Annotated in this window: 22 protein-coding genes; 18 read left to right on the forward strand and 4 right to left on the reverse strand. The window is 59.7% G+C overall.

What is annotated here, in order from left to right:
* Positions 1-48 precede the first annotated feature (48 nt).
* From pyrH to tilS, 16 genes are all read left to right on the forward strand, one after another.
* Positions 49-780, forward strand: coding sequence for a UMP kinase (pyrH, locus tag OJHNALOF_RS12150; RefSeq protein WP_014293058.1), 732 nt, complete (start codon positions 49-51; stop codon positions 778-780).
* A 120-nt stretch (positions 781-900) separates the two neighbouring features.
* A complete protein-coding gene (gene frr, locus OJHNALOF_RS12155; protein WP_094200745.1) occupies positions 901-1458 on the forward strand; it encodes a ribosome recycling factor in 558 nt (185 codons plus the stop codon).
* Between the two features lie 72 nt (positions 1459-1530).
* Positions 1531-2310 (forward strand): polyprenyl diphosphate synthase, encoded by a 780-nt coding sequence (gene uppS, locus OJHNALOF_RS12160; RefSeq protein WP_165662171.1) that lies wholly within the window; start codon positions 1531-1533, stop codon positions 2308-2310.
* Positions 2311-2369: 59 nt separating this feature from the next.
* Positions 2370-3224 (forward strand): phosphatidate cytidylyltransferase, encoded by an 855-nt coding sequence (locus tag OJHNALOF_RS12165; protein ID WP_094200747.1) that lies wholly within the window; start codon positions 2370-2372, stop codon positions 3222-3224.
* A gap of 1 nt (position 3225) precedes the next feature.
* Positions 3226-4419 (forward strand): 1-deoxy-D-xylulose-5-phosphate reductoisomerase, encoded by a 1194-nt coding sequence (gene ispC / locus OJHNALOF_RS12170; RefSeq protein WP_094200748.1) that lies wholly within the window; start codon positions 3226-3228, stop codon positions 4417-4419.
* Positions 4416-5765: a sigma E protease regulator RseP gene (rseP, locus tag OJHNALOF_RS12175; RefSeq protein WP_165662172.1), complete on the forward strand. Its 1350-nt coding sequence runs from the start codon at positions 4416-4418 to the stop codon at positions 5763-5765. The genes ispC and rseP overlap by 4 nt, the downstream gene beginning before the upstream one ends.
* A gap of 30 nt (positions 5766-5795) precedes the next feature.
* The gene (gene bamA, locus OJHNALOF_RS12180; protein ID WP_165662173.1) at positions 5796-8201 is read left to right on the forward strand and encodes an outer membrane protein assembly factor BamA; all 2406 of its coding nucleotides are present in this window, start codon (positions 5796-5798) and stop codon (positions 8199-8201) included.
* A gap of 85 nt (positions 8202-8286) precedes the next feature.
* Entirely contained in the window at positions 8287-8787 is a 501-nt protein-coding gene (locus OJHNALOF_RS12185; RefSeq protein WP_165662174.1) for an OmpH family outer membrane protein, read from the forward strand.
* Positions 8788-8803: 16 nt separating this feature from the next.
* A complete protein-coding gene (gene lpxD / locus OJHNALOF_RS12190; protein WP_165662175.1) occupies positions 8804-9826 on the forward strand; it encodes a UDP-3-O-(3-hydroxymyristoyl)glucosamine N-acyltransferase in 1023 nt (340 codons plus the stop codon).
* 22 nt (positions 9827-9848) lie between these two features.
* Positions 9849-10310: a 3-hydroxyacyl-ACP dehydratase FabZ gene (fabZ, locus tag OJHNALOF_RS12195; RefSeq protein ID WP_014293049.1), complete on the forward strand. Its 462-nt coding sequence runs from the start codon at positions 9849-9851 to the stop codon at positions 10308-10310.
* 2 nt (positions 10311-10312) lie between these two features.
* Positions 10313-11104 (forward strand): acyl-ACP--UDP-N-acetylglucosamine O-acyltransferase, encoded by a 792-nt coding sequence (lpxA, locus tag OJHNALOF_RS12200; protein WP_370462322.1) that lies wholly within the window; start codon positions 10313-10315, stop codon positions 11102-11104.
* Positions 11097-12245: a lipid-A-disaccharide synthase gene (gene lpxB / locus OJHNALOF_RS12205; protein ID WP_165662176.1), complete on the forward strand. Its 1149-nt coding sequence runs from the start codon at positions 11097-11099 to the stop codon at positions 12243-12245. Before lpxA ends, lpxB begins: the two co-directional genes overlap by 8 nt.
* A complete protein-coding gene (gene rnhB, locus OJHNALOF_RS12210) occupies positions 12242-12835 on the forward strand; it encodes a ribonuclease HII (protein WP_165662177.1) in 594 nt (197 codons plus the stop codon). Before lpxB ends, rnhB begins: the two co-directional genes overlap by 4 nt.
* Complete coding sequence (gene dnaE / locus OJHNALOF_RS12215; RefSeq protein WP_165662178.1) at positions 12832-16305, forward strand: DNA polymerase III subunit alpha; 3474 nt, start codon at positions 12832-12834, stop codon at positions 16303-16305. Before rnhB ends, dnaE begins: the two co-directional genes overlap by 4 nt.
* A gap of 9 nt (positions 16306-16314) precedes the next feature.
* Entirely contained in the window at positions 16315-17271 is a 957-nt protein-coding gene (gene accA, locus OJHNALOF_RS12220) for an acetyl-CoA carboxylase carboxyl transferase subunit alpha (RefSeq protein WP_094200757.1), read from the forward strand.
* Between the two features lie 149 nt (positions 17272-17420).
* Positions 17421-18731 (forward strand): tRNA lysidine(34) synthetase TilS, encoded by a 1311-nt coding sequence (gene tilS / locus OJHNALOF_RS12225; protein ID WP_165662179.1) that lies wholly within the window; start codon positions 17421-17423, stop codon positions 18729-18731.
* Between the two features lie 64 nt (positions 18732-18795).
* Here the strand turns inward: tilS and OJHNALOF_RS12230 are convergent, their stop codons facing one another.
* The 4 genes from OJHNALOF_RS12230 to rcsF all read right to left on the reverse strand — a co-directional run bounded on the left by OJHNALOF_RS12230 (position 18796) and on the right by rcsF (position 23705).
* Complete coding sequence (locus OJHNALOF_RS12230) at positions 18796-19950, reverse strand: patatin-like phospholipase family protein (RefSeq protein ID WP_165662180.1); 1155 nt, start codon at positions 19948-19950, stop codon at positions 18796-18798.
* 341 nt (positions 19951-20291) lie between these two features.
* Positions 20292-22004 (reverse strand): proline--tRNA ligase, encoded by a 1713-nt coding sequence (locus OJHNALOF_RS12235; protein WP_165662181.1) that lies wholly within the window; start codon positions 22002-22004, stop codon positions 20292-20294.
* A 155-nt stretch (positions 22005-22159) separates the two neighbouring features.
* Positions 22160-22861: a tRNA (N6-threonylcarbamoyladenosine(37)-N6)-methyltransferase TrmO gene (gene tsaA, locus OJHNALOF_RS12240; RefSeq protein ID WP_165662182.1), complete on the reverse strand. Its 702-nt coding sequence runs from the start codon at positions 22859-22861 to the stop codon at positions 22160-22162.
* A gap of 475 nt (positions 22862-23336) precedes the next feature.
* On the reverse strand, positions 23337-23705 hold the full coding sequence (gene rcsF / locus OJHNALOF_RS12245) for an Rcs stress response system protein RcsF (RefSeq protein ID WP_165662183.1): 369 nt from the start codon (positions 23703-23705) through the stop codon (positions 23337-23339).
* 431 nt (positions 23706-24136) lie between these two features.
* Between rcsF and OJHNALOF_RS12250 the strand changes: the two genes are divergently transcribed.
* Together OJHNALOF_RS12250 and OJHNALOF_RS12255 are read left to right on the forward strand one after the other, a co-directional pair.
* Positions 24137-25303, forward strand: coding sequence for a nucleotide sugar dehydrogenase (locus OJHNALOF_RS12250; protein ID WP_165662184.1), 1167 nt, complete (start codon positions 24137-24139; stop codon positions 25301-25303).
* Complete coding sequence (locus tag OJHNALOF_RS12255) at positions 25304-26269, forward strand: NAD-dependent epimerase (protein ID WP_165662185.1); 966 nt, start codon at positions 25304-25306, stop codon at positions 26267-26269.
* The last annotated feature ends 16 nt before the right edge of the window (positions 26270-26285 follow it).

Consider the following 26285-nt stretch of genomic DNA (forward strand, 5'->3'; position numbering starts at 1 on the left):
GGACCGCGACATTTCGTCGCGGTCTTTCTATGACCAGGAATAGAAAGCATGAGTACCAATCCGAAACCCGCATACAGACGCATTCTTCTCAAACTCAGCGGTGAAGCGCTGCAGGGAGAGGAAGGCTTTGGTATCGACCCCGCCGTACTGGAGCGTATGGCTCAGGAAATCAAGGAACTGGTAGAACTGGGCGTACAGGTAGGCCTGGTGATCGGCGGCGGCAACCTGTTCCGTGGTGCGGGCCTGGCCAAGGCGGGCATGAACCGCGTGGTGGGCGACCACATGGGTATGTTGGCCACCGTGATGAACGGCCTGGCCATGCGCGATGCCCTGCACCGTGCTTATGTGAATGCCCGTCTGATGTCAGCCATTACCCTGGAAGGCGTGTGCGACAGTTATAACTGGGCGGATGCCATCAGCCTGTTGCGCAAGGGCCGAGTGGTGATCTTCTCTGCCGGCACCGGCAACCCCTTCTTTACCACCGATTCGGCCGCCTGTCTGCGTGGCATCGAGATCGAGGCCGACGTGGTGCTCAAGGCCACCAAGGTCGATGGTGTGTTCAGTGAAGATCCGGTCAAGAACCCCGACGCCGAGCTGTATCATCACCTCGGTTACGATGACGTGCTCGACCGCGAGCTCAAGGTCATGGATCTGGCCGCCTTTACCCTGGCGCGGGATCACAACCTGCCCATTCGTGTGTTCAACATGAACAAGCCGGGGGCACTGCGCCGGGCCGTCATGGGTGAAACCGAAGGCACCCTGATCAGCAACAAGCTCTGATAAACTGTGAGGGGTGAGGGGGAAGGTGTGAGGAGAACAGACCAAACAGGTGCCGACTGTTGGTTTTACCCCTCACTCCTCACTCTTCACTCCTCACCGAGACAAAAAAGGATAACGACCGTGATAAACGACATTAAAACCGACGCCAAGGCGCGCATGGAAAAAAGCGTGGAAGCGCTGAAAACCCAGATGAACAAGGTGCGTACCGGCCGTGCTCATCCCAGCCTGCTCGACAGCATCAGTGTTGACTACTACGGCGCTTCTACCCCGCTCAACCAGCTGGCCAACATCACCACCGAAGACTCCCGCACCCTGGCGGTGACCGTGTTTGACCGCTCCATGATTCAAGCGGTGGAAAAGGCCATCATGATGTCGGATCTGGGTCTGAACCCGTCCAGCGCCGGTGCCATGATCCGCATTCCGCTGCCGCCGCTGACCGAGGAGCGCCGCAAGGACCTGATCAAGGTAGTGCGTAACGAAGCCGAACAGGGCCGGGTGGCCATTCGCAACATTCGTCGTGACGCCAACAGCAGCCTGAAGGCCCTGCTGAAGGAAAAGGAAATCTCCGAAGACGACGATCGTCGCGCTCAGGATGACGTGCAGAAGCTGACTGACCTGTACATCAAGCAGGTGGATGACGCCCTGGCCGCCAAGGAAAAAGAGTTGATGGAAATCTGATAGTTACATCAGGTATAGTAGCCGACGCCGTGTAGCTGCCTGCACGGCGTTTGTTTTTGTGCAGGAGAGACTATGCCAGCTACGGCAGCAACAGACGAACAGTCCCGCCTACCCCGTCACGTCGCCATCATCATGGACGGCAATGGCCGCTGGGCCGAACAACGGGGCAAATTCCGGGTATCCGGCCACAAGGCCGGGGTGAAGTCGGTTCGGGCGGCGGTCAGTTTTGGCTACCGGCTCGGCCTTGAGGCCCTGACCCTGTTCGCCTTTTCCAGCGAGAACTGGCGCCGTCCCCAGGATGAGGTCAGCGCCCTGATGAGCCTGTTTATCGCCGTGCTGGGCTCGGAAGTGCGCAAGCTGCACCGCAACAACATTCGTCTGCGCATCATAGGGGATCGCAGCGCCTTCGCGCCGCACCTGCAGCGCAAAATCGACGACGCCGAACGCCTCACCGCCAACAACACCGGCCTGACCCTCAATATTGCCGCCAATTACGGTGGCCGCTGGGACGTTACCCAGGCGGCCCGGGCACTGGCCGAACGGGTGGCCGACGGCAGCCTGAGCCCGGCAGACATCGACGAGGCAACGCTGCATCAGCAGATCCAGCTCAGCGATCTGCCGGCGGTGGACCTGCTGATCCGCACCGGCGGCGAGCAGCGCATCAGCAACTTTCTGCTGTGGCAACTGGCCTATGCGGAGCTCTATTTTACCCCCGTGCTCTGGCCCGACTTTGGCGAAGAGGCGTTCAGCGACGCCATTGCCGCCTTTGTGGGTCGGGAACGGCGTTTTGGCTGCACCGGCGCTCAGATTAGAGAGCTGCTGGAGCACAAGGCTGGCGCCGACAACGAATAATAACGATAAGGGTGAGCATGCAAGGCGAAAGGCCTTCACCCTCGAAGAGAGGACATTTCTTGCTAAAGCTTCGTATCATCACGGCCTTGTGCCTGATCCCTGTGGTGCTGGGGGCCATTTTTATGCTGCCCCTGCCGTTTTTTGCCCTCTTTGCCACCGCCGTCTACCTGCTGGCGGGGAGGGAATGGGGCCATTTTATCGATGCCGGAAAAACCAATGTGGTCATGGTGTTCCTGGCCCTGGTGCTGGTGGCACTGATGGCCAGTGTCCCCATCGAGCATATCTGGGCCGACGGCCTGCACGGCTGGATTGACCTGGTACTGAACGCCGGCGCATTGTGGTGGCTGTGCGCACTGCCGCTGGTGCTGCGTTATCCGGCCAGTCGTGCGCTGTGGCAGGGCCGGCCCTGGCTCAAGGCGGTGTTTGCCCTGCTCAGCCTGGTGCCGTTTTTCTGGTCGCTGCTGGTGTTGCGCAGCTATCAGTATGAGCAAAACCCGCACTACGGCGCCTGGCTGCTGCTGTTTGTCATGGCCCTGGTGTGGGCCGCCGATACCGGCGCCTATTTTGCCGGCAAGGCGCTGGGCCGGCACAAGCTGTGCCCCAGCGTCAGCCCGGGCAAAACCATTGAAGGCATGATCGGCGGCGTACTGGCCGCCTGTGTCCTGGCATTGGTGGTGACGCAGGCGGTGGCACTGCCGGCGGCCCAGACCCAGGCGGTGCTGCTGGCGTCCGTGGTGGCGGTGTTGGCCTCGGTGCTGGGAGACCTGGTAGAAAGCATGTTCAAGCGTGAGGCCGGCCTCAAGGACTCGGGCAGCATTTTGCCCGGCCACGGCGGCATCATGGACCGCATCGACAGCCTGACCGCGGCACTGCCCATCTTCGTGGTGGTGTACCGGCTGGCGGGGCAGGGTTGACATGCAACAGCTGACCATACTCGGAGCCAGCGGCTCCATTGGCCAGAGTACGCTTGGGGTGGTGCGCCGCCATCCCGAGCGTTTTGGCGTTTTTGCGCTGACCGCCAGCCGTCAGGTTGAACGCATGCTGGCAGACTGCCTGGAGTTCGCGCCCCGTTTTGCGGTGATGGCCGAGCCCGCCGCCGCCGCCGAGCTGCGCCGGCGGCTGAATGAGGCCGGCAGTCGCACACAGGTGCTGGACGGCGCCGAGGCCCTGTGTCAGGTGGCCGCCGAGCCCGAGGTCGATACCGTGATGGCGGCCATAGTGGGCGCCGCCGGCCTGCTGCCCACCCTGGCGGCGGTGCGGGCCGGCAAGCGGGTGCTGCTGGCCAACAAGGAAGCCCTGGTGATGAGCGGCGAGCTGTTTATTGATGCCGTGCATCACAGCGGTGCCGAACTGCTGCCGGTGGACAGCGAGCATAACGCCATCTTCCAGTGCCTGCCTCCCGAGCTGCAACGTACCCCGGGCAGAGGGGACCTCGCCGGCGCCGGTATCGGCAAGATCCTGCTGACCGGCTCCGGCGGACCCTTTCGCTATACCCCGGTAGAGCAGCTTTCCGAGGTAACCCCGGCCGAGGCGGTCAATCACCCCAACTGGTCCATGGGGCCCAAGATTTCCGTGGACTCCGCCACCATGATGAACAAGGGGCTGGAATACATCGAAGCGCGCTGGCTGTTTAATGCCGCGCCACACCAGATAGACGTGCTGGTGCACCCCCAGTCGGTGATCCATTCCATGGTGCAGTACTCGGATGGTTCCGTCTTGGCCCAGCTCGGTCAGCCGGATATGATGACTCCTATCGCACACAGCCTGGCCTGGCCCGAACGCATCGAGTCCGGGGTGGCGCCGCTCGACTTCACACGTCTTGGTGAGCTGAGCTTTATGGCACCCGACATGGCCCGTTACCCCTGCCTGCAGCTGGCCATCGACGCCTGTGGAGCGGGGCAGGGCGCCACCACGGCGCTGAATGCGGCCAACGAGGTGGCGGTGGCGGCCTTTCTGGAGCGGCGGCTGGCCTTTATGGCCATCGCCGGTATCAACCAAAAGGTCATGGACAGCCTGGGCGCCAGCCGGGCTCGGTCGCTGGAAGACATTCTGGCCCTGGACGCGCAAGCGCGGCGGCTGGCCGGGCAACTGATCGGGAAGCAAGCATGATCGGCATATTGTGGAACCTGGGCGCCTTTATCGTCGCCCTTGGCATACTGGTGGCGGTACACGAATACGGCCATTTCTGGGTGGCCCGGCGCAATGGCGTGCGGGTCGAGCGCTTTTCCATCGGCTTTGGCAAACCCATCTGGCGCAAGGCCGGCCGTGACGGCACCGAATATGTGGTGGCCATGATCCCCCTGGGCGGTTACGTCAAAATGCTCGACGGCCGGGTGGACGAGGTGCCCGCTGAGCTGGCGGATCAGGCTTTTGATCAGAAGTCGGTATGGGCGCGCATGGCCATTGTCGTGGCCGGGCCCATGGCCAACTTTCTGTTTGCGGTGTTCGCCTTCTGGCTGATGTTCATGATCGGCGTGCCTTCGGTCAAGCCGGTGCTGCGGGATGTGACCGCCGAGTCGCCGGCGGCCATGGCCGGCCTGCAGCCGGGCATGCAGATCACCGCCATCGATGGCAACGAGGTGCTTACCTGGGAAGATGTCAACTTTGCCCTGATCGGCCGTATTGGTGCCGAGCAACTGAGCATGCAGGTACAGGATGCCGACGGTCGCAACCAAAGCCTGACGGTGCCGCTGAGCAGCTGGCAGTTCGACCCCGACAGTGAATCGCCCATTTCCGCCCTGGGCCTTCGGCCCGAGGGGGCGACTCCTACCCTGGCCCTGGAGCAGGTGCTGGCGGGGGGCGCCGGCGAACAGGCGGGGCTGCTGCCCGGCGACACCCTGTACAGCGCCAATGGCGAAAAACTCGCCGACTGGGATCAGTTTGTGGCCCTGGTGCAGTCCTCGCCCGGCATTCCGGTGGAACTTGTGGTACAGCGGGGCGGTCAGAGCCTGGACCTGACGCTGACCCCGGCGTTGCGTGAGACCGACGACAGGGCCATTGGCTATGTCGGACTGGCGCCGTCGGTCACCCCGGTGGACGAACGCTACCGTTTCGAGCTGAGCTACGGGCCGGTCAAGGCATTGTGGGCGGGTATGGATCGTACCTGGGAACTGACGGTGCTGACTTTTAACATGATTGGCAAACTGCTGACCGGCATCGTCTCCGTCGACAACCTGAGCGGGCCCATCTCCATCGCCAAGGGCGCCGGTGCCAGCGCCGGGTTCGGCCTGGTGTATTTTCTCAGCTTTATGGCGCTGGTCAGCGTCAACCTGGGCATCATCAACCTGCTGCCCCTGCCGGTGCTCGACGGCGGCCACCTGCTGTTTTACCTGGTAGAGGCAGTGACCGGCCGGCCGGTGCCGGAGCGCGTGCAGGAACTGGGTTTTCGAATAGGAGCGGCCCTGCTGATATTGCTGATGGGGCTGGCACTGTTTAATGACATTGGTCGCCTGTAAGGCGACAAGACACAAGGATCAAGTCAGGCTATGGCAAAAACAAGGGCTGTAACCAATACGCTCGCCGCGTCCTGCCTGCTGGGAGCCAGCATGCTGGCTCAGGCACAGGGCGGCATCTCCCCCTTTGTGGTAGAAGACATTCAGGTCAAGGGCCTGCAACGGGTCACCCTGGGGGCCGCGCTGCTCAGTCTGCCGGTACGGGTGGGCGAAGAAGTGGATCAGGCCCAGCTGGCCGAGGCCATTCGCAGCCTCTATGCCTCCGGCAACTTTGAGCAGGTGCAACTGCTGCGGGACGGCGACGTGCTGGTGGTGCAGGTGACCGAGCGTCCCACCATTGCCGGCATCAGCTTCAGCGGCAACAAGGAGATCAAGGAAGATCAACTGCGGGAAAGCCTGGAAGGTGCCGGCGTGCGAGTGGGTGAGCCCCTGGACCGCACCACCCTGAGCGAGCTGGAAAAAGGCCTGGAAGACTTTTATTACGGCGTGGGCAAATACTCCGCCAACGTCAAGGCGGTGCTGACGCCGCTGCCTCGTAACCGGGTGGACCTCAAATTTGAATTCGTGGAAGGCGAGGCCGCCGAAATCAAGCAGATCAACATTGTCGGCAACCGCGCCTTCAGCGAAGAGCAACTGCTGGATCAGCTGGAGCTGTCCGATGACGTACCCTGGTGGAACATTCTGGGCGACCAGCGTTACCAGAAACAGAAGCTGGCCGGCGACATAGAAACCCTGCGCTCCTTTTACCGCGACCGGGGTTACCTCAAGGCCGACGTGACATCCACTCAGGTGTCCATGTCACCCGACAAGCAGGGTGTCTACATCACCCTTAACGTCACCGAAGGGGAGCAGTACACCGTCTCCGGCGTCAGCCTGCGCGGCAACATGATCGACCGCCAGCGGGAGATCAATGAACTGGTGCCCATCGAGAAAGGCGACCTCTACTCCGCCGGCGACGTCGCCCATATGGAAGAGCTGCTGTCGCGGTTTCTCGGCCGCTTTGGCTACGCCTATCCGCGTATCAACACCTTTCCGCAGATCGACGAAGCCGCCAAAAAGGTGGAGCTGGTGGTTAACATCGAACCGGGCAACCGGGTCTATGTGCGCCGTATTAACTTCAGCGGCAACGAAATCACCAAGGACGAGGTGCTGCGCCGGGAAATGCGTCAGGTGGAAGGCACCTGGTTGTCGAGCGAGAACGTCGAGCAGTCCCGTACCCGTCTGAACCGGCTGGGTTACTTTGAAAACGTCGAGGTGGAAACCCGTCGTATTCCCGGTGAAGAGGATCTGGTTGACCTGGACGTCAAGGTCAAGGAGCAGCCCGCCGGCTCCATTAACTTTGGGGTGGGCTTTGGTACCGACTCCGGCTTCAGCATTCAGGCCGGACTGCAGCAGGACAACTTCCTCGGCACCGGCAACCGGGTGGGTATTAACTCCCAGATGAACGACTACTCCAAGAACGTGTCGCTGGACTTTACCGACCCCTACTTCACCGTGGATGGCGTCAGCCTGGGTGGCCGGGTCTACTACCGCGCGTTTGACCCTGATGACGATTTCGGCTCGATCGACTACGAAAGCACCACCTATGGTGTGCGTGGCCTGACCGGTTTTCCCATCGATGAGGACAACAGCCTTAACTTCAGCCTGGGCTATGAGCACAATACCCTGAGCCAGCCGAGCGATCCTTCGTTGCAGCTGCAGGACTTCTGGTCCGAGAATGGCGTGAACGATGATGAAGATATCACCTTTGACGATTTCGACATCACCGCCGGCTGGACCCGCAACACCCTTAACCGGGGCATGTTCCCCACCGCCGGCAGCCGCCAGAGCGTCAGCGCCAAGGTCACCGTGCCCGGCTCGGACCTGCAGTATTACAAGCTGAGCTTTGACGACGGCCATTATTTCCCGCTGGATCGCAAGCACAACTGGGTGTTGCACGGCAAGTTCCGCGCCGCCTACGGTAACGGCTACGGCAGTACCGGCCGGCTGCCGTTCTTTGAAAACTACTACGCAGGCGGCTTTAACACCCTGCGTGGTTTCAAGAGCAACTCGGTGGGTCCGCGCGCCGTCTATGACGAGAACGGCACCCTGAGCACCGACGACAACACCATCGGTGGTAACGCCCTGCTGGCCGGTTCTCTCGAGCTGATTGTGCCCACGCCCTTTGCCGGTGAAGACCTGCAACGCTCTTTGCGTACCAGCCTGTTTATGGACGTGGGCACGGTATGGGACACCGAATACGATGCGTCACGGTTCGCCGGTTGCACCTCCGGGTGTTATGACTTCGGCGATCCGGGCGAGTATCGTGCTTCGGCCGGCGTCAGCATGCAGTGGCTGTCGCCGCTGGGCCCGCTGGTATTCTCCCTGGCCACCCCGATCACCGAGGTGGAAGGGGATGAAACCGAGGTGTTCAACTTCAATATCGGCCGTACGTTTTAAATAAAGACGTGAAGGGTGAGGCGTCGGGCGTGAGGAGAAATCGATATCCTCACCCTTCATCCCTCACCGAACAAGGAGCATGCACATGAACAAACTGTTTAAACTGGCCGGCGCCCTGGCGCTGGTGCTGACTGCCACCCTGGCCCAGGCGCAGGGCAAGATCGCCGTGGTGGATACCGGCGAGGTATTTCAGAAAATGCCCCAACGCGAGGTGGTACGTAACCAGCTGAAAAACGAGTTCGCCTCTCGCGTGAAGGAAGTACAGCAGCTGGAAGAGCAGGGCCGCAGCTTTGTGGAAAAACAGCAAAAAGACATGGCCTTTATGAACGACCAGCAAAAGGCCGAGGCCCAGAAAAAACTTAATGATATGCAGGCCAACTTCGTGCAAAAGGCCCGGGCGCTGGAGCAGGATCGGGCCCGCCGCGAAAACGAAGAACGCCAGAAAATGCTGTCGCGCATCAAGGTCGCGATAGATGACATCACCAAGGCGCAGGGTCTGGACCTGGTACTGGAGCGGGGAGCCGTCATTTACATGGCACCTTCCCTCGACATCACCCAGCAGGTGATCAGCCGCGTCAGCAAGTAATAACAAGAGCAAGCCCATGAGCGTAACACTGCAACAACTGGCCCAGGCACTGGGCGCCGAGCTGCACGGCGATGCGGCTGAGCCCATTCTCAAGGTCAACACCCTGGAAAAGGCCGGCCCCGGCGACATCGCCTTTCTCACCGACGGCAAATACCGCCACCTGCTAACGAGTACGCAGGCCACGGCCGTTATTCTGCGGGCAGAAGACAAGGGCGAAAGCCCGGTGCCCTGTCTGGTGATGAAGGATCCCTACCTCGGCTTTGCCCTGGCGGCCCAGGCCCTTGACACCACACCGGCTCCGGCGGTGGACATTCATCCCACTGCCGTGGTGGCGGACGACGTCACCCTGGGCGAGGGCGTGGCCATCGGCGCCAATGCGGTGATCGAGTCCGGCGTGGTGCTTGAAAGCGGCGTTATCGTCGGTCCCGGCAGCTTCGTGGGCAAAAATACGCGCCTGGGTGCCCGCACCCGGTTGTGGGCCAACGTCACCATCTACCACGGTGTGACCATGGGGACCGACTGCCTGGTGCAGTCGGGCACGGTGATTGGCGCCGACGGCTTCGGTTATGCCAACAACAAAGGGGAGTGGGTCAAGATTCCGCAGCTCGGCGGCGTGGTCATCGGTAACCGGGTGGAAATCGGCGCCTGTACTACCATAGACAGGGGGGCTCTGGACGACACCCGCATCGCCGACAACGTGATCATCGACAACCAGTGCCAGATCGCCCACAACGTGGAAATCGGCTACGGCACCGCCATGGCGGGAGGCACCATCATGGCCGGTAGTCTCAAGGTCGGTAAATATTGTATTATTGGCGGCGCCTCGGTGTTCAACGGCCACATGGAGATCTGTGACGGCGTCACCATTACCGGCATGGCCATGGTGATGCGACCCATTACCGAGCCCGGCATCTATTCCTCCGGTATTCCGCTGCAACCGAACAAGGAATGGCGCAAAACGGCGGCGCGCGTGATGCGCATCGACGACATGCACAAGCGGCTGAGCCAGCTTGAGAAAAAATTAAACAACAAAGATTAAGCACATTTGGTAGGGTTAAATTTTGAGTAACGAACTGAATCAGTTGGACATCCAGGAAATTCTGGAACTGTTGCCGCACCGCTATCCTTTTCTGATGGTCGACAAGGTGGCCCACTACGAAATCAGCCCTGAGCGCAAGACGCTGCGCGGCATCAAGAACGTGTCGTTCAACGAGCCTATGTTCACCGGCCACTTTCCCAACAAGCCGGTGTTTCCCGGTGTGCTGATCCTGGAAGCCATGGCCCAGGCCACCGGCATTCTGGCATTCAAGATGGTGGGCAAGCCCAAGCCCAATGAGCTGTATTACTTTGCCTCCATCGACAACGCCCGTTTTAAGCGCCCCGTGGTACCGGGAGATCAACTGGTGCTGGACGTGGTTTATCTGAAAGAACGCAGAGGCATTGCCAAGTTTACCGGTGTTGCCAGCGTTGACGGCGAAGTAGTGTGCACCGCCGAGCTGATGTGTGCCAAACGCGAGGGTTGAGTGTGAGTGAACAAGGTGCAGTGATCCATGAAACCGCCATCGTCCACCCCGATGCCAAAATCGGCAAGGGCGTAGAGATTGGCCCCTGGACCCTGGTTGGTCCCGACGTGGAAATTGGTGACGACTGCTGGATTGGCCCCCATGTGGTGATCAAGGGGCCCACCCGCATCGGCAAGCGCAACCGTATTTTCCAGTTTGCCTCCATCGGTGAAGACTGCCAGGACAAGAAGTACGCCGGCGAGCACACCGTGCTGGAAATCGGCGACGACAACGTTATTCGTGAATCCTGTACCTTTCACCGGGGCACGTCTCAGGATGAAAGCCTCACCACAGTGGGCAGCCGCAACCTGTTTATGGTGAATGTGCACGTGGCCCACGACTGCCGCATTGGCAGCGACTGCATTTTTGCCAACAACGCCACCCTGGCGGGGCATGTGCACATCGGTGACCATGTCATCTTTGGTGGTCATGCCGCCATTCACCAGTTTGGCCGGGTTGGCAGCCACGCCTTTATCGCCGGCTGCGCCGCGCTCAATAAAGACGTACCGCCCTATGTGATGGCCGCTGGGCTCTACGCCAAGCCCTTTGGCATTAACTCCGAAGGCCTGCGCCGCCGGGGCTTCAGCAAGGAAGCCATCTCCGCCATCAAGCAGGCCTACAAGGAAATCTTCCGCAGCGGCAAGACCGTGGAGGAAGTGCTTCCGGCCCTGCAGGCGCTAAGCGACAAGCAGCCGGAAGTGGCCATCATGGTCGACTTCCTCAAGGCCAACGAGCGCGGGATTATTCGTGCCTGAGGCGCCGCTGCGTATTGGCATCGTCGCCGGTGAAGTCTCCGGCGACACCCTTGGCGCAGGACTCATTCGCGAGCTGCGCCGCCGCCATCCCGATGCCATCATTGAAGGCATCGCCGGCCCGCAGATGCAGGCCGAGGGCTGTAAGGCCCTGTTCGACATGGAAGAGCTGGCGGTCATGGGGGTGGTGGAAGTGCTGGGCCGGCTGCCGCGCATTCTGCAAATTCGCAAGCAGATCATTCGGCATTTCATTGCCAACCCACCCGATGTGTTCGTGGGCATCGATGCCCCCGATTTCAACATCGGTGTGGAGCACAAACTCAAGCAGGCGGGCATAGCCACCGTGCACTACGTCAGCCCCTCGGTCTGGGCCTGGCGGCAGAACCGCATTCACAAGATCAAGGCCGCCACCGATCTGGTGCTGGCCTTTCTGCCCTTTGAAAAGGCGTTTTACGACCGTTTTGATGCCCCCTGTCGTTTTATCGGCCATACCCTGGCGGATAAAATGCCGCTGGTGCCCGACACGCGGGGTGCTCGGGAACGCCTGGGCCTGGATGTGAATGGTCGCTATCTGGCGCTGCTGCCCGGCAGCCGTCATGCTGAAGTGACCCTGCTGACCCCGGTGTACCTGGAGGCCTGCAAGCAGCTCAAGGTGCGCCACCCCGAGCTTCAATTTGTGGTGCCCCTGATCAGCGAAAAGCGCCGCCAGGAGTTTCTCTCCATCAAGGAGCGGGTAGCTCCCGGGCTCGATATTACCCTGATTGAAGGGCAAGGTCGCGAGGTGATGACCGCCGCCGATGTGGTGCTGCTGGCATCCGGCACCGCCACCCTGGAAGCCATGCTGGCCAAAAAGCCCATGGTTGTGGGCTATAAACTGAAAGACTTCAGCTACTGGCTGGCCCAGCGGCTGGTGAAAACCGAGCATGTGTCGTTGCCCAACCTGCTGGCGGATCAGACCCTGGTGAGCGAGCTGATTCAGCACGAATGCACCCCCTGCCATATCGTGGACGAAATCGGCAAGCTGTTTGATAACGACACCAGTGAGCTGGTGGCCCACTTTACCCAACTGCACAAACGTATTCGTTGCAATGCCGACGAACAGGCCGCCCTGGCGGTGCTGGAGCTGGCAACCAGAAAACCATGATCGATATAATTTACCCCAGCGGCGTGCTGGTGGCCGGGGTCGATGAAGTGGGGCGGGGCCCCCTGGTCGGCGACGTGGTCACCGCCGCCGTGATTCTTGACCCGAATCGTCCCATTCCCGGCCTGGCCGACTCCAAGAAAATCAGCGAGAAAAAGCGTGAGCTGCTGGCGCCGCTTATTCGCGAGCATGCCCTGGCCTGGGCCATTGGCCGTTGCAGCGCAGCCGAAATTGATGAACTGAATATTCTGCAGGCCACCATGCTGGCCATGACCCGGGCGGTGGCGCGGCTGTCGGTGCAGCCCGGCTTTGTGTTTATCGACGGCAACCGCTGCCCTCAGCTTCCCATGCCCGCCCAGGCGGTGGTCAAGGGCGACAGCCGGGTGGCGGAGATCAGCGCCGCCTCCATTCTCGCCAAGGTTGCGCGAGACAATGAAATGCTGGCGCTCGATGCCAAACATCCCCAATACGGCTTTGCCCGCCACAAGGGCTACCCCACCAAGGAGCATATGGCGGCCCTGGCCGAGCACGGTGCCCTGCCCGAGCACCGCAGAAGCTTTAAACCCGTGGCCCGGGCGCTGGAGGGCGCATGACCCCGAGCTTTATTCACCTGCGCATTCATTCCGACTTCTCCATGGTGGATGGCCTGGCCAAGATCGGCCCCATCACCGGCCGAGTGCAGGAGCTGGGCTATCCGGCGCTGGCGCTGACCGACCAGATGAATATGTGCGGCCTGGTGCGCTTCTACGGCGATGCCCATAAAAAGGGCCTGAAGCCCATTGTCGGCACCGATTTCTGGGTGCAAAGCGAGGAAATGGGCGAGCAGCTGTTTCGCCTTACCCTGCTGGCCATGGACAACACCGGCTACCAGAACATCACCCTGCTGATATCAAAGGCCTACGAGCGCGGTCATATTCAGCACAGGCCGGTGATCGACAAAGACTGGCTGGCAGAGCACAGTGACGGGCTGATTATTCTGTCCGGCGGCCGGGAAGGGGACGTGGGGGTCTATCTGCTCAAGGGCAACCAGACCCTTGCCGAACAATGCCTGCGCTTTTATCAGCAGCATTTTGCCGACCGTTATTACCTTGAGCTGCTGCGTACCGGTCGCCCCGACGAGGAAAGCTACCTGCACATGGCGGTGGCGCTGGCGGCCGAAGCGCAGCTGCCGGTAGTGGCCACCAACGAGGTGGTGTTTCTCGACAAGAGCGACTTTGACGCCCACGAGATTCGCGTGGCCATTCACGATGGCTACACCTTGGACGACAAGCGCCGGCCCAAACGCTACAGTCCCGAGCAATACCTGAAAAGCGCCGAGGAAATGGCCGAGCTCTTTGCCGACATTCCCGAGGCGCTGGAAAACAGCGTGGAGATCGCCAAGCGCTGCAACGTGACCGTGCGCCTGGGCGAGTACTTTTTGCCGGACTTTCCCACCGGCGACATGAGTATTGAAGACTTCCTGGTCAAGTGCTCGGAAGAAGGCCTGGAAGAGCGGCTGGAGTTTCTGTTTCCAGATCCACAGGTGCGCGCCGACAAGCGCGGGGAATACGACGAGCGCCTGAAGATTGAACTCGACGTGATCAACCAGATGGGCTTTCCCGGCTACTTCCTGATCGTGATGGAGTTTATTCAGTGGTCCAAGGACAACGGCATTCCCGTGGGGCCGGGCCGGGGTTCCGGCGCCGGCTCCCTGGTGGCCTACGCCCTGAAGATCACCGATCTGGACCCGCTTGAATTTGACCTGCTGTTTGAACGCTTTCTGAACCCCGAGCGGGTGTCCATGCCCGACTTCGATATCGACTTCTGCATGGACCGCCGGGATGAAGTGATTGATCACGTGGCCGAACTCTACGGCCGGGACGCGGTGTCCCAGATCATCACCTTTGGCACCATGGCCGCCAAGGCGGTGGTGCGCGATGTGGGCCGGGTGCTGGGCCACCCCTACGGCTTTGTGGATCGCATTTCCAAGCTGATTCCGCCCGATCCGGGCATGACCCTGGCCAAGGCCTTTGAGGCCGAGCCCAAACTGCCCGAGCTCTACGATCAGGACGAGGAAGTCCGCGCACTGATCGACATGGCTCGCGTGCTGGAAGGGGTGACCCGCAACGCCGGCAAGCACGCCGGTGGCGTGGTGATCGCGCCCACCAAAATAACCGACTTCGCACCGCTTTATTGCGACGCCGAAGGCCGCCACCCGGTGACCCAGTTCGACAAGAACGACGTGGAATCCGCCGGCCTGGTGAAATTCGACTTTCTCGGCCTGCGCACCCTGACCATCATCGACTGGGCGCTGGGCATGATAAACCCGCGCCTGGAGAAGGAAGGCAAGCCAACCGTCGACATTGCCGCCATTCCCATCGACGACAAGCCCTCGTTCCAGCTGCTCAAGCGCTTTGAAACCACGGCGGTATTCCAGCTGGAATCCCGGGGTATGAAGGATCTGATCAAGCGCCTTCAACCGGACTGCTTTGAAGACATGATCGCCCTGGTGGCGCTGTTCCGTCCGGGCCCGCTGCAGTCGGGCATGGTGGACAACTTTATCGACCGCAAGCACGGTCGAGAAGCGGTGTCCTACCCCGATGAGCAGTGGCAGCACGAGTCGCTCAAGCCCATTCTCGAGCCCACCTACGGCATTATTCTGTATCAGGAGCAGGTAATGCAGATAGCCCAGGTGCTGGCGGGCTATTCCCTTGGTGGCGCCGACCTGTTGCGCCGGGCCATGGGTAAAAAGAAACCCGAAGAAATGGCCAAGCAGCGGGCCGGCTTTGAGGCGGGCGCCGTGGCCCAGGGCATTGACGGCGAACTGGCGATGAAGATCTTTGACCTGGTGGAGAAATTCGCCGGGTATGGCTTCAACAAGTCACACTCCGCCGCCTATGCTTTGGTGTCTTACCAGACCCTGTGGCTGAAAACCCACTACCCGGCCGAGTTTATGGCGGCGGTGATGACCGCCGACATGGACAACACCGACAAGGTGGTGACCCTGGTGGACGAATGCCAGCGCATGGGGCTGACCCTCATTCCCCCCGACGTCAATACCGGTCGCTATCGTTTCACCGTGAACGAAGACGGTCATATCGTCTACGGCATCGGCGCCATCAAGGGCGTGGGTGAGGCACCTATTGAATCCATTCTCGAGGCGCGGGAAAAAGACGGTCCGTTCCGGGATCTGTTCGATTTTTGCAACCGAGTGGATCTGAAGCGGCTCAACAAGCGGGTGATGGAAAAACTCATCCTCTCCGGTGCCATGGACCGGCTGGGTCCGCACCGGGCCTCCATTATGGCCTCGCTCGAAGAAGCCATGAAGGCCGCCGATCAGCATGCCAAGGCCGAGGCCCTGGGACAGGGAGACATGTTCGGCGTGCTGGTGGAAGAGGAAAACGTCGAGCATGCCTTTGCCGACGTGCCGCACTGGCCCGACAAAATCTGGCTGGACGGCGAGCGCGATACCCTCGGGCTCTACCTCACCGGCCACCCCATCAACCAGTATGCCAAGGAGCTGCGCCACTACACCAGCGGCCGACTGAGCGAAGTGCAACCCGGCGGCCGTGATCGAGTGAGCACGGTGGCGGGGCTGGTGATTGCCGCCCGGGTGATGACCACCAAGCGGGGCAACCGCATGGGCATTCTCACCCTGGACGACAAATCCGGCCGGCTCGACGTGACCCTGTTCTCCGATGCACTGGAACGCTATGAGTCTTTGCTGGAAAAAGATAAAATTCTGGTCATCAGTGGACAGGTCAGCTTTGACGACTTCTCCGGTGGCCTTAAAATGTCGGCCAGGGAAGTACTTGATATCAGCGATGCCCGGGAGCGCTTTGCCCGCGGGCTCGCACTGTACATCGACAAAAGCCGCATCGATCAGGGCTTTTTTACTCAATTGCTGGACATACTCACGCCGGTAAGGGCGGGCGTATGTCCTGTGCGTGTGACCTATAACCGACCCGGCGCAAGAGCCGAGCTCACTCTGGGCACCGAGTGGCGGGTAACCCCCACCGACCAGATGCTGGAATCGCTCAGGGGCTTGCTGGGTTCGGACAAGGTCGAACTGATTTTTGACTAGAGGGCAGCCATGAGCCACCATTTCCTGGATTTTGAACAACCCATCGCCGAGCTTCAGGCCCAGATTGAAGAGCTTCGTCACATGGGCGAAGGCGAAGGCCTCGACATCGACCTGGATGAAGAGATCGGCCGTCTGGAAACCAAGCGTGACGAGCTGACCAAAAAGGTCTTCAACAACCTGGGTCCCTGGCAGATCTCCCAGCTGGCCCGTCACCCTCGTCGTCCCTACACCAAAGACTACCTGGAGCTGATGTTTGGTGAGTTCGATGAGCTGGCCGGCGATCGCGCCTATGCCGACGACAAGGCCATTGTGGGCGGTGTGGCCCGCTTTGACGGTCGTCCGGTGATGGTGATCGGCCACCAGAAGGGCCGTGAGACCAAGGAAAAGATCAAGCGCAACTTCGGCATGCCGCGTCCGGAAGGCTACCGCAAGGCCCTGCGCCTGATGGAAATGGCCGAGCGCTTTAAAATGCCCATTCTCACCTTTATCGACACCCCTGGTGCCTACCCGGGCGTGGGTGCGGAAGAGCGTGGCCAGAGTGAAGCCATTGCCCGTAACCTGAAGGTGATGGCCGGCCTCAAGACTCCCATTATCTGCACCGTGGTGGGTGAAGGCGGCTCCGGCGGCGCCCTGGCCATTGGCGTGGGCGATCGGGTCAACATGCTGCAGTATTCCACCTATTCGGTGATCTCGCCGGAAGGCTGTGCCTCCATTCTGTGGAAGAGCGCCGACAAGGCCTCGGTGGCCGCGGAAGCCATGGGTATCACCGCCGGTCGTATTCACGAGCTGGGCCTGATCGACAACGTGGTGGAAGAGCCCATGGGTGGTGCCCACAGCAACCCGCTGCTGATGGCCGAGCGCCTGAAACAGCGGCTGGTAACTGACTTGGCCGATCTCGACCGGCTCGACACCGACAGCCTGCTGGAACAACGCTACCAGCGCCTGATGAAATACGGCTACTGCTGACCCGGCTTTGCCGGGAGCGGTAAGCCAGAAGCTTGAAGCCATAAGAAAGCCGTAGGTTGGCGATGAGCGTAGCGAATCCCAACATTTGAGCCGAGCGCCTGAATGTTGGGATCTGTTCCAGCCTACCTTCTACTTCCTGTCACAACACCATGTCTCTCTACTCCCACTTTCACCAACGCCTTCACGATCTTTACCCGCAAGGGCCGCTTTATGTTGCCTTCAGCGGCGGGCTCGACTCCACCGTGTTGCTGGCGCTGGCCGCCAGGTTTGCTACCGAACAACAACGTGACATTGTGGCCCTGCATGTGCACCACGGCCTGCAGACGGTGGCAAAGGCCTGGCCACAACACTGTGTGCAGGTAGCAAATGAGTTGGGGGTGGATTGCCGCATTCTGAGCGTAAAGGTGGAAACCGGCCCGCGCGTGAGTGTTGAGGCCGCCGCCCGTGACGCCCGTTATGCCGCCCTGGTCGCCGAGCTGCCACCGGGAGCGGCCCTGCTGACCGGACACCATCTGGATGATCAGGCCGAGACCCTGTTGCTGGCGCTCAAGCGTGGCGCCGGCATCAAGGGGCTGGCCGCCATGCCGGAAAGCAAACCCCTGGGGTGGGGCGTGCAGTTGCGGCCGCTGCTGGAGAGGGCTCGTGCCGAGCTTGAATGCTTTGCCACTGAGCAGGGTTTACGCTGGGTAGAAGATCCGTCCAACGCCGACAACCGCTTTGACCGCAACTTTCTGCGCAACGACATTTTGCCCCGGCTGCAGACGCAATGGCCGGCCTTTGCCCGCACCGCCAGCCGCAGCGCGGCCTTGTGTGCCGAACAGCTGGAGCTGGCGCAAGCCCTGGCCGAACAGGATCTTCCGGCGCTGCAAAATGCCGGCGGCGGGCTCAGCATTGCCTGCCTGCAGTCGCTCAGCCCGGCCCGGCGCAACAATGCCCTGCGCCACTGGCTGGGTGAGCGGGGGCTGCATTTAAGCCGCAGCCAGCTGGAGGTAGCCTGGCGGGAGCTGGCGCTGGCCCGTGAGGATGCCGAGCCTCTGCTGGCGATTGGCGGCAACGAGCTGCGTCGGTATCTGGGGCATTTGTATGTGCTGGCACTGCAGGGGGAGCCGGTGGCGCTGGCGGCCCTTCAGCCTGAACAGTGGCATGATCTGGGCGTGGGCCGGTTGCGACTACGCCAAGTGCCGGACGGGGCGAATATTTGCGGTGCCTTGGCACTGAATGAGCTGCATATCGCCTTTGCCGTACCCGGCTTGCGGGCCCGGCCTGCCGGGCGTAGCGGCTCCCGACCGTTAAAAAAATTGTGGCAGGAATACGGCGTGCCGCCCTGGCAACGGACACGCATTCCCTTGCTGATGCAGGGCGATCAATTGGTTGCCGCGGTGGGGATGTTTATCTGTGCCGACTATGCCGCCGAGGCAGACCAACCCGGCTGGCAGCTTGAGTGGATAGCTGAAACGTAGGCGGCCCTGCCGCGCTCCGATACGTCTCTCGTCTTACGTCCTTCGTCTCACTGCTTACATGTTGTTAGGTTCCCGTTTTTTGCAGCGAGGCTTCCAGCCCCAGAAACGCGCACACCTCATCCAGCCGCTGATGGGTGTCGGCATAGCCCAGATCAATCAGCTCTCGAGTATAGGCCTGCTCAAACAGCAAAAAGCTGGCCAGACCGGTGGCATCCCCGGCTTCCACCCCGAACAGCCTGAGCATGGCACGAATGTTCCAGGGCAGGCGATGGAAGTGCTGCAGGGTCATTTCGTCCAGGTTGCGGCTGGGCTTGAGCACCAGGTTGTCGATATGGCGCAGGCTCAGCTGTTCCCGCTTGCGCTCGGGGATCAGCCGAATGGTGCTGTTGATGCGCTGCAACCGCTCAATGTCTGAGGTGAGGGCATCGGTAAACACCGTATCCAGCAGGTGACCGGCAATGTCGGAGCTGCTGGGATCGCTGGGCAGGTGATCCGGATCGGGTTCGTCACTGGCCAGGGTAATGATCAGGATTCTGCTGGCACCCAGGTGAATGGCCGGACTGAGCGGGTTGAGCTGGTGAATGGAGCCGTCACCGAAGTAGTGGTTCTGCAGCCTGCAGGGCTTGAAGATAAAGGGCAGGGCACTGCTGGCCATCAGGTGCGGCGTGGCGATAATGGACGATCGCCCCGAACGACCCGCCCGGGCCCAGGGCTGATGATGGGGCCGGCCCTGAAAAAAGGTGGTGGAGTCCCCGGTGTTGTAGTTTGAAGCGGTGACCGCCAGCACCTCCAGTGCACCGTAAAGCAGGTTATTGTCGATGCGCTGGAAGTCGATCAGGGTTTCCAGCAGCCGCTCCAGCGGGCTGTTGTCAAACAGCGGCAGCGCCATTTGCGCAGGCCGGCCCAGCATGCCGCTGGCCAGGCTTTTCACCGAGTGCGCCACAATGCGGCCGAGCTGCAGCCGCAGCACCTTGTGGGTATTGAGGTGGCGCCACACATATTCCAGCTTGCGCACTCCCAGATGAAAACACGAGGCATAGCAGGCCAGCGCCGTGGCGTTGATGGCCCCGGCCGAGGTGCCGCACAAAATGGGAAAGGGAATGGCGTGCCCCCGTGGATAACAATCGGCAATGGCCTTGAGCACGCCCACCTGATACGCGGCCCGCGCACCACCGCCGGTCATCACCAGCGCACAGGTATTGCTGGCTTCTCGTTCCATGATGATCCTCCCTTTTGGTTCAGTATAAATAACCATTTAAAAGGGAAGAGGAAAGATGGCTCAAGTGGAGAGCAGGCCTACAAGCTTGCGCCAGGACCGTAGGTTGTAATGAGCCTCAGCGAATTCCAACATGACGCAGTCGCCAGTGGTTGTTGTGGTTCGCTTCGCTCATCACAACCTACTCGACCACCAGCGCCTGGCCGCTGCACAGCACCAGCTAAAGGTTGGCGCTTCGCACCAATATGCGACCAGGCTGGCCGCGACGCCCCGCCCGCGCTCCAAGGTGCTTAAAGAAAGTTGGTGCTACAAAGCAAAAGCGCCCTTGCGGGCGCTTTAAAGCATTACAGCAGGCCTTGCACCTTGGCCACGATATCGGCAATGGCCACTTCCTGCTTGTCGCCGCCACGGCGGTGTTTATATTCCACCACCTCGTTGTCCAGGCCGCGCTCGCCAATCACAATGCTGTGGGGCACACCCAACAGTTCCATGTCGGCAAACATGACGCCAGGGCGTTCCTTGCGATCGTCGAACAGCACTTCAATGCCGGCGGCGGTCAGCTCGGCGTAGAGTTTTTCGGCCACTTCCTGCACCCGGTGAGACTTGTGCATGTTCATGGGAATGATGGCCACCTGGAAGGGGGCGATGGCGTCGGGCCAGATAATGCCGCGATCGTCGTGGTTCTGTTCAATGGCGGCGGCCACAATGCGCGACACGCCGATGCCGTAGCAGCCCATTTCCAGCACGGTGGCCTTGCCGCCTTCGTTCAGCACGGTGGCATTCATCTTCTCGGAGTAGTTGTTGCCCAGCTGGAAGATATGGCCTACTTCAATTCCGCGTTTGATCTGCAGCACGCCCTTGCCGCAGGGGCTGGGGTCGCCTTCGCGCACGTTGCGCAGATCGGCCACGTCGGGCAGCGGCAGATCCCGGCCCCAGTTGATGCCGAAGTAATGCTTGTCGTCGATATTGGCGCCGGCGCCAAAGTCGCTCATTACCGCCACGGCGCGATCTACAATGACCGGCACCGGCATGTTCAGCGGACCCAGGGAGCCGGGGCCGGCGCCCACGGCGGCGCGTACTTCTTCCTCGGTGGCAAAGGTCAGGGGGCTGGCCACCTGGGGCAGTTTCTCGGCCTTCACTTCGTTGAGTTCGTGATCGCCGCGCACCAGCAGCGCCACCAGGGGGGCGTCTACATCGTCGGCGGCCTTCACCAGCAGGGTCTTCACGGTCTGCTCAATGTGCAGGCCGAAGTTGTCCACCAGGGCGGCAATGGTTTTGGTGTTGGGGGTGTCGACCAGGGTCATTTCCTGGGTTGGTGCATCGGCGCTGTCTTTGGGTGCCAGGGCCTCGGCCATTTCAATATTGGCGGCGTAATCCGACTCGGTAGAGAAGGCAATGTCGTCTTCACCGCTCTGGGCCAGCACGTGGAACTCGTGCGAGGCACTGCCGCCAATGGCGCCGGTGTCGGCGAGCACGGCGCGGAAGTCCAGTCCCATGCGCTCAAACACCCGGCTATAGGCCTGATACATGTCGTCGTAGGTCTGCTGCAGGCTTTCCTGCGTGGTGTGGAAGGAGTAGGCGTCCTTCATGACAAACTCGCGGGAGCGCATCACCCCAAAGCGCGGGCGCACTTCGTCGCGGAACTTGGTCTGGATCTGATACAGGTTCAGGGGCAGCTGTTTGTAAGATGCCACTTCATTGCGCACCAGGCTGGTGATCACTTCCTCGTGAGTGGGACCCAGCACAAAGGGGCGGTCGTGGCGGTCTTTAATGCGCAGCAGCTCGGGACCGAACTTGTCCCAGCGACCGGTTTCCTGCCACAGATCGGCGGGCTGCACCACCGGCATCAGCATTTCAATGGCGCCGGCCCGGTTCATTTCTTCGCGCACAATGGCGGCGACCTTGTTCAATACCCGCAGACCGCTGGGCAGCCAGCTGTAGAGGCCTGAAGCCAGCTTGCGGATCATGCCCGCGCGCAGCATCAGCTGATGGCTGATCACCTCGGCGTCGCTCGGGGTTTCTTTGAGGGTGGAAAGCAGGTATTGGCTGGTACGCATGAACGAGAACCTTGTAAGCTTGAAGTCCGTTAAAGCCCGAATTGTAGCAGGGGGGCGGGGCAGGCAGAAGAGTCTTGTGGTTTACAGCCTTACAGGCCCGGCTTCAGCCGGGCTAGGTGTCATGCTGACGATCTCTTGCACCAATAAATTGGGGTCTACAGGCGCTCCAGCTCCAACACCCGAGTCAGCTGCCCAAACACCTCATAGCGCACGTTATAGTCATACAACCGTACGCCATACTGCTGCCATTGCTGTAGCTGCTTCTTGTAGGCCGGGCGCGGATCCTGCACCAGCACCTCGGTAATGAATGCTTTCAGTTCGGGAATAGTCGAGCGGGCGCAGGCCTGCTCGGCTTCGGGGGAGAAAATGACTTCCATGCCCAAATCCGGCGGGGCCGGGGCAAAGCCGCCGTGGGCGTGGGGCACGGCGTCGGCCCAGGGAATATACGGTTTGATATCGACAATGGGGGTGCCGTCTACCAGATCCACGCCACCCAGCTCCAGCCATACCCTGCTGCCGTCTTTGCACATGTCGCGCAGCTCTACCACCGAGAGCCCGATGGGGTTGGGCCTGAAAGTGGAGCGGGTGGAAAACACGCCCACGCGCTCGTTACCGCCCAGGCGAGGCGGGCGCACGGTTGGCTTCCAGCCCTGCTCCATGGTCTGGTGAAACACAAACACCAGCCACAAATGGCTGAATTCGCCCAGCCCGCGAAACGCGCTGGGGTCATTATAGGGAGGCAACATCTCCAGCTGCGCCCGGGCCCGGCTTACCAGCCCCGGCTGGCGCGGCACTGCAAACTTTTCCTTGTAGGGTGAGCGAATCGTGCCGATAGGGTCGAGCTTGATGGTGGTCATAACAATATCCGGTTAATGGTGGATCGCGCAGGTGTTGGAGCGTAGGCGGCTCGCCTGCAATAGCGCCCACAGGGCGCTTAAAGGACGTTGCCGCTACGCGCCACCCGCGCTCCAAATCGGGGCCTGCAAGCTTGCGTCGGGGCCGTAGGTTGTAATGAGCCTCAGCGAATTACAACAATCCGCGGGCGACTGTGGTTGTTGCGGTTCGCTTCGCTCATCACAACCTACTGTGGAGCGCAGGAGGTTCGGGACACGCTGTCCGCCTGCAATTTGGCGCCAAGCGGCAACTCTCTCAAGCCCCCTCACGGGGACTAATGCAGGCGAGCCGCCCCTATTCAAGGACAAGATCCGCGCTCCAAATCGCGGCCCACAAACTTGCACAAGCTAAAACGGCACCTAACATGATACGCCTCACGCCTCACGCCTCACGCCTCACGCCTCACGCCTCACGCCTCACGCCTCACGCCTCACAAAATCACTCGTTAACCACCAGTGCCTGGCCGCTGCACAGCACCTGCTCAATGCAACCGGGCATGTCTTCAAAGCGAATGCAGCGATCCAGCAAAATGCCATTGGCGCCCATGTCGGCGGCACGGCGACGAATATCGGCGCGTGCGTCGGCGTCCTTGGGCGGCGGATCCTGGCTTTCAATCTGGCAGGCTTCACCTTCCACCGTGCCCAGGCTCACGTAGTTCGCAGCCTTGAGCTCCTCACGACCATAAAGCTTTACATTGCTGCCCTTGTAGTAGTCCTTGATGCCGGCCGGCGACACATTGCTGTCGAAGCCCATGTTGGCACAGCCGGAGAGGGTGAAGGCCACCAGGGCCAGACCGAGAACACGCATGACAAATCCTTAAGATCAGAGTGAGTTACCTTTATTCTGCACCGGGTGGAGCGGAAGATCGAATGAAATTGCTTATGATTCATGACTCACAGGAGGCTGAGCTACTTCGGTAGCAATGATACCTGTCTCGGCGTTTTCAGGTTTCTGCGGATCAAGCCTGGCCCCTAGCTGGACAAGGTTTTATCGAGTGTCCAAATCCGCTAAACTTGTGCGCCTTTGTAACGAGCCGCCCGTGCCTTGCAGAATGCGATTTTCTGGGCGCCAGCAGTACAGTTAGCGGCCGTGGGGGAATGGCCATCACAACCCTTTGGGCGGTAGCGTGCATTTAAAGCATTAAGCGGCCTTGATTTATGGAACGGGTCAAAGTGGCTGCGTGCTCCTCCCGGACCTTGTTTTCTATCTAAACGACTAATCAAAAAAAGAACCACATCATGAAAATTGCCATTGCCGGTACCGGCTATGTGGGCCTGTCCAATGCCATGCTGCTTGCCCAGCATAACGAGGTGGTTGCCCTCGACATCGTTCCTGAAAAAGTGCAATTGCTGAATGATCGACTCTCTCCGATTGTTGACGCAGAAATCAGCGATTTTCTTAAAAACAAGCCCATCAATTTTCGTGCGACCCTCAGCAAGGAAGAGGCGTACCTGAATGCCGACTATGTGGTGATTGCCACGCCTACCGACTACGATCCCGACACCAATTACTTCAACACCAGCAGTGTGGAGGCGGTGGTCCGCGATGTGCTCAGTATCAATTCTGACGCCGTCATGGTCATCAAGTCCACCGTGCCGGTGGGCTATACCCAACGCCTGAAACAGGAAATGGACAGTGGCAACATCCTGTTTTCACCGGAGTTTCTGCGTGAAGGCAAGGCGCTGCACGATAACTTGTATCCTTCCCGTATCATCGTGGGCGAACAGTCCGAACGCGCCGAAGTATTCGCCGGCCTGCTGCTGCAAGGTGCCGTCAAGAAGGAGGTGCCGGTGCTGTACACCAACAGCACTGAAGCCGAAGCGGTCAAGCTGTTCTCCAATACCTACCTCGCCATGCGGGTGGCTTATTTCAACGAGCTGGACAGCTACGCCGAAACTCATGGCCTGGACAGCCGGCAGATCATCGAGGGCGTGGGGCTGGATCCGCGGATTGGCAGCCACTACAACAACCCCAGCTTCGGCTACGGCGGCTACTGCCTGCCGAAAGACACCAAGCAACTGCTGGCCAACTACCAGGACGTGCCCAACAACATCATTCAGGCCATCGTTGACGCCAATACTACCCGCAAGGATTACATCGCCGATGCCATCATCGCCAAGCAACCCAAGGTGGTGGGGATTTACCGCCTGGTGATGAAGTCCGGATCCGATAACTTCCGTGCTTCAGCGATTCAGGGCGTAATGAAGCGGATCAAGGCCAAGGGCATTGAAGTGGTGGTGTACGAGCCGGTGCTTCAGGAAGCGGAATTCTATCATTCCAGAGTGATCAATGACCTGGAGGAATTCAAACAGATCAGTGACGTGATCATCGCCAACCGCCGTTCAGAAAAACTGGTTGACGTTGAAAGCAAGGTTTATACGCGTGACTTGTTTGGGAATGATTAAATGAAATATTTGGTGACAGGTGCAGCTGGTTTTATTGGTATGCATACGAGTAAGAAGCTGCTGGAAGCAGGTCATGAAGTGGTTGGGTTAGATAACCTCAATAGCTATTATGATCCGGCTCTGAAAGAGTATCGATTGGCACAGCTTAAACTGTATGCACAGTTCCGTTTTGTGAAGCTGGATCTTGCAGATCGTGAGGGCATGGCGGCCCTGTTCAAAAAGGAACAGTTTCAGCGTGTGATTCATCTCGCAGCGCAAGCTGGTGTCCGTTATTCACTTGAGGCTCCATTTGAGTATGTTGATAGTAATTTAGTGGGAATGATGACGGTGTTAGAGGGGTGTCGTCATGGAAAAGTTGAGCATCTGGTATATGCTTCGTCCAGTTCAGTATATGGAATGAACACCAAAATACCATTCAGCGAATCAGATAATGTAGAGCGCCCAGTATCACTTTATGCAGCTACAAAAAAGTCTAATGAACTGTTAGCACATTCCTATTCTCATCTATACAAGATCCCTACCACCGGTTTACGTTTCTTTACGGTTTATGGACCTGCGGGTCGTCCTGATATGGCTCCTTGGCTTTTTACAGAAGCTGTTCTATCCGGTAAGCCAATCAAGGTTTTTAATCATGGTAAAATGCAACGTGACTTTACTTATGTCGATGATATCGTGGAAGGGATCTATCGTATTCAAGATGTTATTCCTCAGCAACAGGCACCTTACAGTTTATATAATATAGGTAATAACCAGCCTGTGGAACTTCATAAGTTTATCTCGGCTATTGAGAAAGCTTGTGGTAAGGAGGCTGATAAAATATATATGGATATGCAGCCTGGTGATGTTCCGGTGACTTATGCCGATACTCGACAACTGGAAGATACAGTGAAATATAAGCCTAAAACTGAAATTGATAAAGGTATGCAGTCATTTGTGGATTGGTACCTGGGATATTTTAAATTCTAATGTACAGAAGAATCCT

This window comes from Oceanimonas sp. MB9 (assembly GCF_011319775.1).
GTDB classification, from domain to species: Bacteria; Pseudomonadota; Gammaproteobacteria; order Enterobacterales; family Aeromonadaceae; genus Oceanimonas; species Oceanimonas doudoroffii.